Consider the following 14577-nt stretch of genomic DNA (forward strand, 5'->3'; position numbering starts at 1 on the left):
AAAACATCAATATCTTCATTGATATTTTGGTCGTTTTGTCAACAATCTGAAAAGAAAAATCGAGATTACTCGATTTTTCTTTTTTTTTAATCTATTAAAATGAATTTAATTTCAAAGTTTAATACACTCTTTAGTGTATTATATATGAATGAATTATTTAATGATGAATAACAGAATTTTAATAGTACATCTTCATCAGCATCTGCATAAAGATAATAGGTGATTTCACATTTTTCAATTTTAGGTTCTTCGCTATACCCCTTAACGTTTAGTAATGTTAAAGGATTTTTTAATAATAAATGAATTTTTCCCTCTAACTCCTCAACTTCAATATTTGATCTTTTACATGAAGAAATTATAGTATGAGCTATACCACCTAAGATAGAAGCAGCAAAATAGTTTATACTGCTTCTGTAGTCAGAATTTATATCGAAGCTTATATCAGAAGATACTGGAATAAGATCATTATTTGTATATAGTTTAAAATTATGATTTGCCCATATTCCCCTAAAAGAGACGTCGTAATTATTTGATTCATATAAATTATTCATATAGATTCCTCAATGAATTTTTTGCTTCATTTAGACGAGCAAGTTTTTTATCAATAACATTCATTGTACTAACAGGTCTATTGGCAAATGTTGCAAAACCACAATCTGGATTGAGCCAAATTCTCTCTTTTGGTATAAACTTCAGAACTTCTTTAACACGAGATATTATTTCTTCTAAAGATTCAATTTCATCTGTTCTTGGATTCATCACACCAAGACCAAGTATACAATTTTCTCTAATTAAATTGCTACTAAATAACGAAGATATTTCACCAGCTCTTGGAGTAGAGAATTCTAATGTAAGTATATTAGGTAATGTCTCTTCAAACAATGGTAAAAGAGGAGTGTAAGGCCCTGTAAGTAAGATACTCTCATCTCTACTCCAATTACCTCTGCAGACATGAAGAGAAACCAATATACCTTTGTCTTTAGCATAAGAGATTACAGATTTTATTAATTTTGTAGCGAATTTTAATTCCTCTGTTGGATCTTTTTTCTCAGATAAAGCTGCGCACATAAAAGATCTCGTTTTTCCTTCTGAAAATACAACCTCAGTTAAAACAGGTTCATCAAATTGCACTATATCTACTCCTAACAAAACTAAAGCGTCTATTTCTTGTTTTAAAATTAAAATTATATCTTCACCAAGGCCATCTTTACTATCATAATATTGCTTTGATAGAGCTGGTAACCACATAGAACGAGTCATTAAATATGGTCCAGGTAGAGTAGCTTTAATTTTTTTAGTAGTTAATTTTTTTAATTCAACCATTTCGTCTGCTACTAGTGGTTTATTATATTTAATTTTTCCAGTACAAATTGCATTTTTAATGCTAATGGCAGGAACATCTAGTATTTTAAGAATCTGTTCAAATCCTTGTTTATCTTCAATATAATCAAACATATCAGCCATACTCATCATAGAAACACCTTCTAAGCGTTCAGCAATAAAAGAAACATAATTGTCACGATTTAATTCACCATTTGTTACAATATCTATATCATTATGTTCTTGAAGATTTATCACATACTTGGTTTCTTCGTCTAATATTTGATGATAAGAGCTTAAATCAAGATTACCTTTATTTAATTTTCGTTTTGCAGTCAATAATTTCTTACTTCGGGGCATACTCCCTAGAAGTGAAGTTAAAAATGATGAACTAGTCATAATTATTCTCCATGAAATTCACTAAAAAAGTTAAGGTATTCATTAGCTTCAGTAAGTTGTTTGAATCCTGATGTACGGCCAGAAATCCATTCTTTTAATCCTTCCATGTCCATCATTTCTTTATGGTCAGGGTTACTATAATCCATTTTATGTAGAACTTCTATGAATTTTTCAAATTTCGAAACTTCTAATTCAGGATGACCTGAGAATATACAGTGATCGAATAAATCAGTTTTTGATAGAATTTTAACTTGATTTTCATCAAGAGTACCATCTGCTATCCAAGTATTATAGTTTAAATCTAACATCCATGTACCAGACACTTCATCATTTTTTAAAGCAATAGCAGAATCAAGCTCACCACCAACGTGATCTCCATGTAGACCAACACCAATATCGAAACGTTTTTCAACATAATCTTTTCCGAATTCTAATCCATGTTTATGAAGATAATTAATAGGGATTAGTCTAGCTTGAGGAGAATCAATTGCACCAAAACCAATTGTTTTATCTTTTAAATCATTGATACAATCTATGTTGCTGTTAATTTTTACAACTAGGTAAGAACTACGATCACGGTCAGTATCACGCATTGAACCGTTTAGTGCAGTACCATTTGTGCGAATATTAGTATCTAACCATGCTAGAGGTGAGTTCCAAGCAATATCGATTTCACGTGTTAGTAATCCATCAACTTGCGCTTTGTAATCTTTATAATAAACGGGTTCAATAGGGAAGTTTTTATCTTCAAAGAATTTAGCAATAATCCCCCAAATTACAGTCACTTTTGGATCATAGATTACAGCCCCAACTTTTAATTTTGTCATAATAAATATTCCTCTTTTCTTATATATTAATTTCAATTTTATAAATAAGGGGGTAAGTGTACCCATCCCCCTTATATAAATATTTTAAGATAGTTTTTAAGGTAATTGTTGACCGGTAATTGCTTTTCCTAACCAAATAGTTAATACGTCTACACTTGGTGCCATAATATGGCTAGCGAATGCATCTCTTAAGTAACGTTCCATATTACCAACACGATTATATGCCTTACCACCACCAACACGCATACCAAGACGAGCTAGTTCAATAGCAGCTTCACTTGCAAAAATTCTAGCAGATAAGATTTTTGCTAACATATCAGCATCTTTATTTAAGAAGCTACGCACAGCCTCATTAGTTCCAAGAACTGCTGCATTTGTTTGACTATAAATTTTAGATAGGTGAATTTGTACAGTCTCAATTTCGCTTAGTGATTTACCAGTTGGATATTTTCTATTAGTAGTATGAGCGACAGCTTCATCAAGTATTGCTTCACAAAGTCCACTATAAACAGCAGCTAGCCCTGTGATGAAGTATGTAGCAACGATAGTAAATACTTGATCAACACCTGAACCAGCTTCTCCGATGCGAAGTTCCTTATCTAATTCAACATCGTTAATAGCCATTTGACATGATACATTACCACGCATTCCAAGACCGTGCCATGTAGATGTTTTAAACTCTAGGCCTTTGCTTCCAAGTGGGAATACCCAGTTATCAATTCTACCTTCAACATCAGAAGGAGTAAGTACTAAGTAGTAAGATGCAAATTCAGCAGATGTTACCATACTTTTTAGACCATTGAAAATCACTGAGTTATCTTTGAATTCAGTTTTTACATCAGAGATATAGAAGTGAGTACCAGTACCTAATTCACTGTAAGCAAGTGCCATAAATTTTTCATTTTCTACGATATCTTTACAAATTTTTGATTTAAGATTATTATCTGCATAAGATAAAACACAATTTAATGCAACATTGTGCATCATATAACATAAACCAACAGTAGCACTCGATTTAGCGAAAGCACGACAAGCATCAGCATGTTCTTGCATATCTTTACCTAATCCGCCAAGTTCTGTAGGAATCATAAGTTTAAAGTATCCAGCTTTTCCTAATTCTTTAAATACTTCTTCAGGAAATCTTTCTTGTTCATCGATTTCTTTTGCAATCGGATCAATATATTTTTTTGCAAATTCTCTAGCTTCGTTATAAAAAGTAGTCATAATAATGCCTCCTAACATTAATATAAATAAAATATTTTATACAAAAATTATATCATAAAGAACAATTCTGTAAATGTTTTCTAAACAGTGGATTATAAGAAAATTATAAAATAAATTTTTATAAAAAAGAAAAGAATTATTTTATATCTGCAAGAAGAGAATTAATATTTTGATAATCATTTTCATATATATATTATATTTCAGGACATAAAAATAAAATCTTGTAATTGATAAAAGTTATCAATTATAAGATTTTTATATAATTTTACTTTAAAAAGAGTACAAAAGTATCGGGAAATGTAAAAAAATATCGATGAAATTTCAGAAAATTATTTACAAATAACTAAAAAAATAGTATAATCTATATTTATAAATATAAATCAAGAAAGGATGAGGGGAATGACAGAATCAAAAATGGAAAGAAAACTACAAGCTCGTCATATTAGTATGATTGCTATTGGTGGTTGTATAGGAACAGGATTGTTTATGGCGAGTGGAGCGGTTGTAAGTAAGGCGGGTTCATATGGAGCTGTTCTTACATATGCATTAATAGGAGTTATTATATATTTTTTAATGGCGTCAATAGGTGAGTTAGCGACTTTTTATCCAGTTTCTGGATCTTTTGGTGCATATGCCACACGTTTTATAGATCCGGGAGTTGGATTTGGAGTTGGATGGCTATTTTGGATATTATGGATACTAGTGGCCAGTGTAGATATAATCACATTATCTAAAATATTACATTATTGGGAATTCTTTAGACAATTTTCAACATTTTCTATATGTATTGTATTTTTATTATTATTGTATTTATTAAATTTAGTAAGTGTTAAAGTTTATGGTGAAGTTGAATATTGGATTACAATTATTAAAGTGCTGACTGTTATTGCATTCTTAGTTGTAGGAGTAGCAATTGTTTTTGGAATTACAGGAAATAGTGAAGCTGGGATTAATACATTTATAAAAAATGGTGAAAAAACAAGTAGTGCAGGAGCTCTAGGATTATTTGGTGTTCTTTCAACTGCAGCATTCTCATTTGGCGGAACAGAGGTTGTTGCTGTAACAGCAGGAGAATCACCAAATCCTAAAGAAACAATGCCAAAGGCGGTTAAACAAGTTTTCTGGAGAATTTTAATATTTTATATTGCTACTATGATTATTATTTCATCTATTGTATCTGCAAATGATCCAAGATTATTAGATACAAAAAATGTAACAGCATCACCATTTACTATTGTATTCCAAAATATAGGATTAGAAATTGCTGCAGTAATAATGAATGCGGTAATCTTAACTTCAGTTTTATCTGCAGCAAATTCAGGTATGTATGTATCTAGTAGACAATTATTTTCACTGAGTTCTCATAACTATGGGCCAAAAGTCTTTAAAAAATTAAATAGTAATTCAATACCAGTTATAGCACTTACTTTTTCAGCGATATTTATGGTATTGTGTTTCATTTTTGAAAAACTTAATCCAAGTGGATACTATATGTTGTTATCTATGGTAGGTATTATAGTTATGATAATTTGGATGGTATCATTAATATCGCAAATTCGTTTAAGAAAAGCGATAGTAAGACAAGGAAAAAAAGCAGAAGATGTTCTTCCATATACAGCAAAAACTGGTGTAGTTGGCTCATATATTGCTTTAATTTCGTTTTCTACTATAATTATTTTACAACTGTTTGCTGATTATACTACGGGCGGTTTTGTACAAATGGTATATAATTTAGTTTGTCCTGCTATTGGAGTAGTGATGTACTTAGTATTTAAAGTAGTAACGAAGAAAAAATTTGTAAAACTAGAAGAAATGGATATTCATCCATATAAAGATAAATAATAAAAGAAGATTAATAAAGTTTTGTAATAATTTTAAAAAGTTAGATTTATAATTTAATTGTTTAAGTTATTACATTGTCTTTATTAATCTTTTTATATAGTTGGAAAATATAAGTAGATTATTATTTTTATAAAAAATTTGTATTGAATAGGAGTTAATAATCTTTTAAACTATGGTAAATGATTGCGTATTATGATAAAATTGTATTTAAGTAATTTAATGGAGATGATGTTTTGAATATTGGAATTACAGGTAGTATATCTTGTGGAAAAAGTACAGTATCTAGATATTTATTAGATAAAGGGTATACTATTATTGATGCAGATAAATTAGGTCATAATGCCCTTACTTGTGAAGATGTGAAAAGAAAACTAGCTGAAAATTTTGGATGTACTATTTTAGAAAATAATGAAATAAGTCGTGAAAAATTAGGGAAGTTGGTTTTTGGTAATGAGGAAAATTTGAAAATTCTAAATAGTATTATTCATCCTAAGATAAAGGAATTAATTATAAAATTACAAGAGAAACATAAAAATGAGAAATTTGTGTTTTTAGATATAGCGCTATTATATGAAGCAAACTTTGTAGATCTTGTAGAAAAAGTAATCGTGATTTATGTAAATGAAAATGTCCAATTGGATAGGTTGATGAGTAGAAATTCCTTAACAAAAGAAGTTGCACTAAGGAGAATAGATAGTCAGATGAGCGCAAAAGAAAAAGCAAGTTTAGGAGATTTTGTTATCGATAATAGTAACACTTTAGAAAGTACTTATCAACAAATTGAAGAAATATTAGAAAAGTTGAAGAGAGGAGAAAAAAATAATGACTAATGTTTTAGAAATTAGTAATTTAGGTGGAGGATATAATCGTAGAAAAATTATTGACGGTATAAATATACAAATACCTAAAGGAAGTATAACTGCACTTATAGGTCTTAATGGAGCTGGGAAAAGTACGACTATTAAACATATACTAGGACTACTTAGACCTATGGAAGGTGAAATTAAAGTTAACGGAATTACAATCACAAAAGATAATGAAAAATACAGAAAGAGCATAAGTTATATACCTGAATCTCCAGTGTTATATGAAGAGTTAACATTGGAAGAACATATTAATTTAACAGCGATGGCTTATGGATTAAATATGGAAGAAACTTGGCAAAGAGCAGAGAGTTTACTTAAATTATTTAAATTAAGTGATAAGAAAAAGTTTTTCCCTGTACATTTTTCTAAAGGTATGAAACAGAAGGTAATGATTATTTGTGCCTTTTTAGTAGAACCGAATTTATACATAATAGATGAACCGTTTTTAGGATTAGACCCTATTGCAATTAATGATTTAATCAATTTAATGTGTGAAAGAAGAGATAATGGGGCAAGTTTACTTATGTCTACTCATATTCTTGCTACTGCTGAAAAGTACTGTGATAACTTTGTTATTATTCATGAAGGAAAAATTTTAGCAAGTGGTAACTTAGAGCAACTAAGGGCCGAATTTAATATGGCAGGTGCGTCTTTAGATGAAATATATCTATCATTAACGGTGCGAGATAACAATGAGTAATATAGAAAACATTTTTTCTGAAAGACGTAAAAAAGAGCAAGAGCTAAAGTTAACGTATAGTAAGTACATTTTTAATTCGCACCTAATAATGTTTCTTATTATAGTATTGGGAGCTGCACTAATAAATTATTCGAAATGGATCTCTATTGCAAGTCCGTTTGAATTGTATTCAGTATTTATTGCGGCAACGCTTGCTTTTAGTTATTATTTAGTAAGTACTAAGATTAAGACATATATTAAAGAAGCGGACTCAGTATTTTTATTACCATTAGAAAAGTACTATAAGAAAATAGGGGCAAAAACTGTTATGAGTCTTACTATAACTCATATTATTGCAGTTATTATCTTTTACTTCGCTACAAAACCGATTACCAGTATAATTGGCAGTATTAATAAATTAGGCATCTGTTTATTGTTAATGATAATAATACTAAACAATTTACTAAAATACTTCCAAGTTATTCATTATACAGAGCTAGTATGGGTTAAAATTATACAGTTTATAGTTGTTTTTGTGCAAATATTAGTAGTGTTTATCGTTAATACTTACATTCTAATAATTGACGTAATTGGGGTATTGGCATTAGCATATTGTACATTCTATATTTTTAAAAATGCAACTAATAAAGCAAGTTCAGAAGATCAAGAGAAGTTTGTTGTAAAATGGAATGAAGCGGCAGAATATGATAAACACCGTATGGAAAGCTATTTAAAATTTGTTAATATGTTTGTTGATGTACCTTTAAGCGGTGTAAAAGTTGCTAGAAGGAAATATTTTGATATATTATTGCCAAAGATAACTAAAGAAAACTTTACCAAAGAGAACAGTTTTAAATACTATTATTATAGAGTATTTTTAAGACAAGAGAATACAATTTATCTAGCATTAAGACTGATGTTACTTGCAGTTTTAGTAATTTTTAGTTTCAAAAATTCATATGTTAGTGCAATATCAATTATATCATATAGCTATTTAACAATAATTCAACTTGTTCCTTTATATAAACAAATGAGCAACAATATTTGGCATAGTATTTTGCCAATAGATGAAAGTATTAAGGTAGGAAGTTTTAAAAAAATGTTGACTATTGTAATTCTGGTAACAACATTTATTTTAACAATAATATCTATTTGCTTAAATAGCTTTGAAGTGATGAGTTTTGTTACTAATTTTGGAGCATTTATACTAGCTAATATAATAGCTAAGGTATTTATAGGAAAAGTTAAATAGAAGGATATAAATATGAAAAATATAGCAATAATTGGAGGAGATTTGTCGGGAATAAGTTGTGCTTATTTTCTTGATAAATTTTCAGGAGTAAACTCTAAGAAATTTAATATTGATTTAATTGAAAGAGATTTAGAGTTTTCAAATGATAAATTTGGAAAGTTTCAATATGGTCAAGAGATTTATGATTTTGGTTGGCATAATTCAATAAATGAACAAGGAGTACTATTTTATCTGATGATAGAGTTAGGCCTACATAGATATCTAATAAAAAGCGGTACGACTAAGAAAGTTTTTTATACAAAAGAAGGAATTAAATATCTTCCGGAAAAAATGCTCTATGGTGTTCCATTAGATAAACGAGAGCTAATTTTATCAGATTTATTTACTTTTAAAGAAAAGTTATCTATTTTATATAATATGTATAATACTATGGAAGATGAAGATATTAAAGAACTAACAGTAGAAGAATTTTTCAAAACAATTATAAATGAAAAAATATATGATAAATTGATAGAACCATTGTTGACAAGTCATTATGGTAGTGACGTATCAGAGCAAAGTATGGTAAGTTTAATGCCAGAATTATCATTTTTAACTATTCAAAAAGAAGATATCAATAAAATACTTGAAGATATGTATACTCGAAAAGTTATTGATAATATAGCAGTTGGATCTGAATATAGATTGAAGTTTACATTAAAATCGTTTATAGAAACACTGGAATCTAACTTCTCGGATAAAGTATTTTTAGAATTAAATCGAAAAATAGAAAATATTGAAAAAAAAGGTGATAAATACTTAGTTCACTCTAATGGGAGTATCTATTATTATGATTATATAATACTTACGTTAAATCAGAAAAATTTTCTACCTTGGTTTAATGATGAAATAATTAATAATTTTTATTCGAGTATGAAATATGTTTCTAATATTGTTGTGACACTTATTTATAAAAGAGATGATCTACATATAAATAGAGAAATCGGAGAAATAATTTTTCAAAAAGAAGAAAGCGAATATATTACAAAATTAGAATATGTTAGTAATAAGTGGATTGATATTAAAATGAGTGGAATTCAAATGGTTAGAGCTTATATTAGTAGAGAAGATGCAATTGAAAAATTAATAGATAAGAATGACAGCGAAATTAAAGAAATAATAGAAAAAGAAATTATGAGAGTTCATGGTTTAGTAGGAAACATTAATAAATTTTATGTAAGTAAAATTAAGGATAATTATAGATTTTGCAGTAAAGAATATAATAAAAACATAAATGAATTTGAAGATTATTTAAGAAAAACGTATCCTAATGTTCATATAATTGGAAAATCAAAAAAAGGTACAACATTAGAAAATACAGTATTAGAAGCAAAAGAAACAGCAAAAGAAATATTAGAGAATATAAGATAAGAAAGGGCGTACAGTGTACGTGAACGAGGTGAAAAAATGAAATTTTTTATAGATAAACAAGCTGGTGTAAAAGTAACTCCAATATTTGAGGATGAAGTATATGATAGTAAGTTATTAGAATATGTAAAAGAAAAAGAACTATTTTCAGGAAAACTTAAAGAAGTGTATACTAATCTTCCTTTTGATGGAGAAAAAGAAATACTTTTAGGATTAGGAAAAAAAGAGGACCTAGTAGAAGATAAAATACGAGAAGTATTCTTTAAGTTGGTGAAAGCATTAGAAAAAAACAAAGAATTAGAAGTGTATGTAACTTTACCTAAGGTAAACAATATTTTAACTGAAAAATTTGTAAATGCGGCAGTTGAAGGCGCATTGCATGGAACTTATAAATTTGATAAATATAAATCAGATAGAAAAGAATTCCCAGAAATCACAATTAACTTATCAACAGAAGAGAAGTTAGATAATTTAGAAGCGGTAGTAAATGAAGCTTGTGATATTATGAGTGGAGTATTCTTCTCGCGTGATTTAGTAAATGAAAGAGCAGAGTATTTATATCCAGAAACTCTTGCTAACATTGCTAGTAAAGAACTATCAGCGCTAGGTGTTGAAGTAGAGGTATATGATGAAAAACAATGTGAAGAATTAGGATTAAAAGGCTTATTAGCAGTAGGACGTGGTTCTGATAGGAAACCTAGATTTATTGTTATGAAATACTTAAATAATCCAGATGAAAGTGAAGTAGTTGGTTTAGTAGGTAAAGGGGTAACTTATGATTCTGGAGGTTATTCAATAAAACCAACAGCTAATAGCATGGATATAATGCACTGTGATATGGGTGGTGCTGGAACTGTAATAGGAACTATGAAGTTGGTTGCAACAAGAAAACTAAAAACTAATGTAATTGCAGTTGTTGGAGCATGTGAAAATATGATTGCTGGTGGTTCATATAAACCAGGTGATGTTATTTCAACATTATCAGGAAAAACAGTAGAGGTTTTAAATACAGATGCCGAAGGACGTATTACTTTAGCTGATTCTGTATATTATGCAACTGAAAAATTAAAAGTTAGCAAAGTTATTGATTTAGCTACATTAACAGGAGCTTGCTTAGTGGCATTAGGAGAATTCTATACGGGAGCAGTAACGAACAACCAAGAATTTTATAATGAATTAAGTACTGCTGCAAAAGAAGCTGGAGAAAGAGTATGGCAAATGCCAGCAGATGATAGTTTCAGAGAATTAAATAAATCTACAATTGCAGATGTGAAAAATACAGGTGGAAGACTTGGTGGAACTATAACTGCAGGATTATTTATAGAAAACTTCGTAGCAAATAATGTACCATGGATTCACTTAGACATAGCAGGAACTGCATATTTATCAAAAGCAGAAAAATACTTACCAAAAGGTGCAACAGGAGTACATGTAAAAACTCTATATAACTTATTGAATAGATAGATGTTAATAGTTAAGGAAGAACTCGATAACGAAAGTAATAATTGAGTTCTTCCTTTGCTTGTAATAAGAGATAAACAAGGATTTAGCAATGAATGTAAAAAAAATTCAAAAAAGTATTAAAAATAATAAATTTATACTTGACAAGAAAATACTAAAGGTGTAAAATAAGTAACAATAAAACAAAACCTTAGAAAAGAATAGTAATTTGGTAAAAAATTTTTAGCGAGCTAACGTTGGTGTGAGGTTAGTAATTTTTCTAGATGAACGCACTTTTTAGGCAATTATTAAATAATTGGTAACTCTGCCTTAAAGAGATTGAGTGGGTATGCTAAATACCAAGAAAAGTGGCAACGCGGAATTGATTTCGTCTTTTTATAGTTTCTTCGGAAATTATAAAAAGACTTTTTTATTTATCTCGTTATCTTCACAGACCATGGATTGTATTTTCTTGATATAGTATATCAAAAAGAGTGGCACCGCGAAATATCGTCTCTTTGTAGCTAGAAAAATTTTAGCTACAAAGAGATTTTTTATTTATAATTTATTCTTTTCTATAATATAATAAAGAAAAAAGGAGACAAAACAATGAAAAAATTATTATTATTCATTATATCAATTATTACAGTATTTACATTAACAGCGTGCTCAACAGGAAGTACTAAACCTAAAACAGAAGAAATCAAAGAAAAAGGAAAAATAGTATTAGGGGTTTCTCCTGATTATCCACCATATGAGTTTTTAACAACTGAAAATGGTAGCAAAAAAGTTGTAGGAGCGGATATTTATTTAGCAGAACAAGTAGCTAAAAAATTAGGTGTTCAGGTTGAAATTCAAGAAATGGCATTTGATTCATTAATTGCAGCTTTAAATGCAAATAAAGTTGACATGGTAATTTCTGGAGTTAACCCAACAGAGGAAAGAAAAAAAGCTGTTGATTTCTCAGATGTTTACTATACAAGTAAAGGAATTTTTGTTGTTAATAAAGATAGTGAGGAAATTAAGTCAGTAGCTGATTTGAAAAACAAAAAAATTGGTGTTCAAAAAGGGTCAACATATGAAACTTATGCTAAAGAACAGTTAAAAATGGATGAAAAAAATATCCAAGCCTTGACTGATGTGCCAAGCTTACTACAAGATCTTAAAAATAAAAAAATTGATGCAGTGTTAATTCCAGATGACGTTGCAAAAATTGCAATGAATAAATATACTGATATTAAAATTAGTACATTCACAGCAGATAACGATCCAGAAGCAACAGGTATGGCAATTGCCTTCAAAAAAGGAAAAGATAATAGTAACAAAGAATTATTAGAAAAAGTAAACGCAGTAATTAAAGAAATTCAAGAACAAAAAGCATTTGAAAAAGAACTTGATAAATATGCTAAGATTGCTGCACAAAGCGAATAAAAGAGAGGTATAAAATAGAATGTTTGATTTTCTTCCGAATTATTACACGACGTATTTAGAAGCTACAGTAACAACTTTAAAAGTTTCACTTATAGCTTTACTAGTAGGATTAATACTTGGAATTGTAATATGTTTAGCAAAAATTAGTACTTTTAAGGTATTTAATATAATAGCAGGAATATATGTAGAAGTAATTAGAAATACTCCAATACTAGTGCAAATTATGATAATTTACTTTGCATTACCCGAAATTGGAATTTCATTCACACCATTTATGTCAGCGATAATTGCTCTTTCAATTAACTCTGGGGCGTATGTTAGTGAAATATTTCGTTCAGGAATATTAGCAATAGATAAAGGACAAATGGAAGCAGGGCGCTCTTTAGGTTTAAGTTATTTTCAAACTATGAAATTAATAATTTTACCACAAGCCTTTAAAAATAGTTTACCGGCTTTAGGTAATGAGTTTATTTCATTAGTAAAAGAATCTTCAATAGTCTATTTTGTAGGAGTGGCTGATATCATGTTTACTGCTAACACAGTAAAAAATGCAACATACCAAACTTTTGGACCATATTTAGTTGCCGCTGCAATATATTTTATCATTACATCAATATTATCGATATTGGTAAAACGTTTAGAGAAAAAATTAACGAAGTAGGTGAAGAAATTGTTATTAGAAATAAAAGATTTACATAAAAAATTTGGGAAATTAGAAGTATTAAAAGGTGTAAATATCAGCGTCGAAAAAGGGGAGAAAATCGTAATTCTAGGCTCAAGTGGTAGTGGAAAAAGTACAGCATTACGTTGTGTAAACTTATTAGAAACACCTACCAGTGGACAAATTTTATACAATGGAGAAGATATTACAAAACAAAATATCAATAAATATAGAAAAAAAGTAGGGATGGTATTCCAAAACTTTAATCTTTTCCCAAACATGAGTGTATTAGAAAATATTACACTTGCTCCAAAAACCTTCGGTGATGATACTGCTGAAAACATAGAGAAAAAGGCAGTTGAGTTATTAAGCCGTGTTGGATTAGAAGACAAAAAAGATGTTTATCCAAACAGTCTTTCAGGAGGGCAAAAACAACGTGTAGCTATTGCACGTGCCTTAGCTAACTCACCAGAAGTTTTATTATTCGATGAACCAACTAGTGCCCTAGATCCAGAAATGGTAAAAGAAGTACTAGATGTAATCAAAGAACTTTCAGAAGAAGGATTAACTATGCTAATAGTTACTCATGAAATGAATTTCGCAAAAGAAGTTGCTGATAAAGTAATATTCATGGATGGTGGAATAGTTTTAGAACAAGGAACTCCATCAGAAATATTTGATAATCCAAAAGAAGAAAGAACGAAAGAATTCTTCTCGAAAATATTATAATATAGAACCTATCATATCACTAAGAAATATAGAATATTTCTTAGTGATATTTTTTATATAATATAGAATTTTTACTATGTAAAACTACATTGAAAGCGTTTTATATTATGTTAACTATATGATATAATATAAGTAGAAATTACAGTAGTAAGAGGGTTGTATTTATATGGAGGATATATCATGAATATAGTAGAATGTTTTGTAAGTTGGAGTTTAATTCCTATAGTTATGATATTTTTTAATGTAAAAGTATCAGGTGAAAAGCATTTTAAGATAGCTTCTGTTTCACTATTATTTGTAATTTTTTTAAGATTTTTCTTTTTAGATTATCGTGATTTTCCAATTACAAAGATAGTTTATCTATTTTTAGCACTATATGCTTTGCAGATGCTTTTTGAATGGGATAAATTACTGAAATTAATGGGAGTTATTTCAGAGGATAAAGTGAGAATGATAAAATAAGAATGTACAGTTTTGATAAAATAAAAATGTACAAATAG

General features: G+C 28.8%; 14 protein-coding genes and 1 other annotated feature. Of the genes, 10 read left to right on the forward strand and 4 right to left on the reverse strand.

The features are described from left to right. Nucleotides 1–86 precede the first annotated feature (86 nt). The 4 genes from RWL85_RS07205 to RWL85_RS07220 form a co-directional block, all read right to left on the reverse strand. Nucleotides 87–551: an OsmC family protein gene (locus tag RWL85_RS07205; protein WP_314086566.1), complete on the reverse strand. Its 465-nt coding sequence runs from the start codon at nt 549–551 to the stop codon at nt 87–89. Further along, nucleotides 544–1719 carry a cobalamin-independent methionine synthase II family protein gene (locus tag RWL85_RS07210; protein WP_314086568.1) on the reverse strand — a complete coding sequence of 392 codons (1176 nt, stop codon included), beginning with the start codon at nt 1717–1719 and terminating at the stop codon, nt 544–546. Before RWL85_RS07210 ends, RWL85_RS07205 begins: the two co-directional genes overlap by 8 nt. Nucleotides 1720–1721: 2 nt before the next feature. After that, entirely contained in the window at nt 1722–2546 is an 825-nt protein-coding gene (locus tag RWL85_RS07215) for a PhnD/SsuA/transferrin family substrate-binding protein (RefSeq protein WP_314086571.1), read from the reverse strand. A 96-nt stretch (nt 2547–2642) separates the two neighbouring features. After that, a complete protein-coding gene (locus RWL85_RS07220; RefSeq protein WP_314086574.1) occupies nt 2643–3770 on the reverse strand; it encodes an acyl-CoA dehydrogenase family protein in 1128 nt (375 codons plus the stop codon). 399 nt (nt 3771–4169) lie between these two features. Between RWL85_RS07220 and RWL85_RS07225 the strand changes: the two genes are divergently transcribed. The 10 genes from RWL85_RS07225 (at nt 4170) to RWL85_RS07270 (ending at nt 14539) form a co-directional block, all read left to right on the forward strand. After that, a complete protein-coding gene (locus tag RWL85_RS07225; protein ID WP_314086577.1) occupies nt 4170–5612 on the forward strand; it encodes an amino acid permease in 1443 nt (480 codons plus the stop codon). Between the two features lie 233 nt (nt 5613–5845). Next, entirely contained in the window at nt 5846–6442 is a 597-nt protein-coding gene (gene coaE / locus RWL85_RS07230; RefSeq protein ID WP_314086579.1) for a dephospho-CoA kinase, read from the forward strand. Continuing rightward, entirely contained in the window at nt 6435–7178 is a 744-nt protein-coding gene (locus RWL85_RS07235) for an ABC transporter ATP-binding protein (RefSeq protein ID WP_314086582.1), read from the forward strand. The genes coaE and RWL85_RS07235 overlap by 8 nt, the downstream gene beginning before the upstream one ends. Next, nucleotides 7171–8409, forward strand: coding sequence for an ABC transporter permease (locus tag RWL85_RS07240; protein ID WP_314086585.1), 1239 nt, complete (start codon nt 7171–7173; stop codon nt 8407–8409). Before RWL85_RS07235 ends, RWL85_RS07240 begins: the two co-directional genes overlap by 8 nt. 12 nt (nt 8410–8421) lie before the next feature. Beyond that, nucleotides 8422–9819 (forward strand): FAD-dependent oxidoreductase, encoded by a 1398-nt coding sequence (locus tag RWL85_RS07245; protein WP_314086588.1) that lies wholly within the window; start codon nt 8422–8424, stop codon nt 9817–9819. 36 nt (nt 9820–9855) lie between these two features. Further along, nucleotides 9856–11280: a leucyl aminopeptidase gene (locus RWL85_RS07250; protein WP_314086589.1), complete on the forward strand. Its 1425-nt coding sequence runs from the start codon at nt 9856–9858 to the stop codon at nt 11278–11280. Nucleotides 11281–11459: 179 nt separating this feature from the next. Further along, nucleotides 11460–11655, forward strand: a binding site (T-box leader). A 210-nt stretch (nt 11656–11865) separates the two neighbouring features. Next, on the forward strand, nt 11866–12687 hold the full coding sequence (locus RWL85_RS07255) for a transporter substrate-binding domain-containing protein (RefSeq protein ID WP_314086591.1): 822 nt from the start codon (nt 11866–11868) through the stop codon (nt 12685–12687). Nucleotides 12688–12706: 19 nt separating this feature from the next. Next, on the forward strand, nt 12707–13348 hold the full coding sequence (locus tag RWL85_RS07260) for an amino acid ABC transporter permease (RefSeq protein WP_314086593.1): 642 nt from the start codon (nt 12707–12709) through the stop codon (nt 13346–13348). Nucleotides 13349–13357: 9 nt separating this feature from the next. Continuing rightward, a complete protein-coding gene (locus tag RWL85_RS07265) occupies nt 13358–14077 on the forward strand; it encodes an amino acid ABC transporter ATP-binding protein (protein WP_314086595.1) in 720 nt (239 codons plus the stop codon). Between the two features lie 180 nt (nt 14078–14257). Beyond that, nucleotides 14258–14539, forward strand: coding sequence for a hypothetical protein (locus RWL85_RS07270; protein WP_314086598.1), 282 nt, complete (start codon nt 14258–14260; stop codon nt 14537–14539). Nucleotides 14540–14577 lie beyond the last annotated feature (38 nt).

Origin of the sequence: uncultured Gemella sp. (assembly GCF_963515875.1) — a bacterium.
In the GTDB taxonomy this organism is placed as follows: domain Bacteria; phylum Bacillota; class Bacilli; order Staphylococcales; family Gemellaceae; genus Gemella.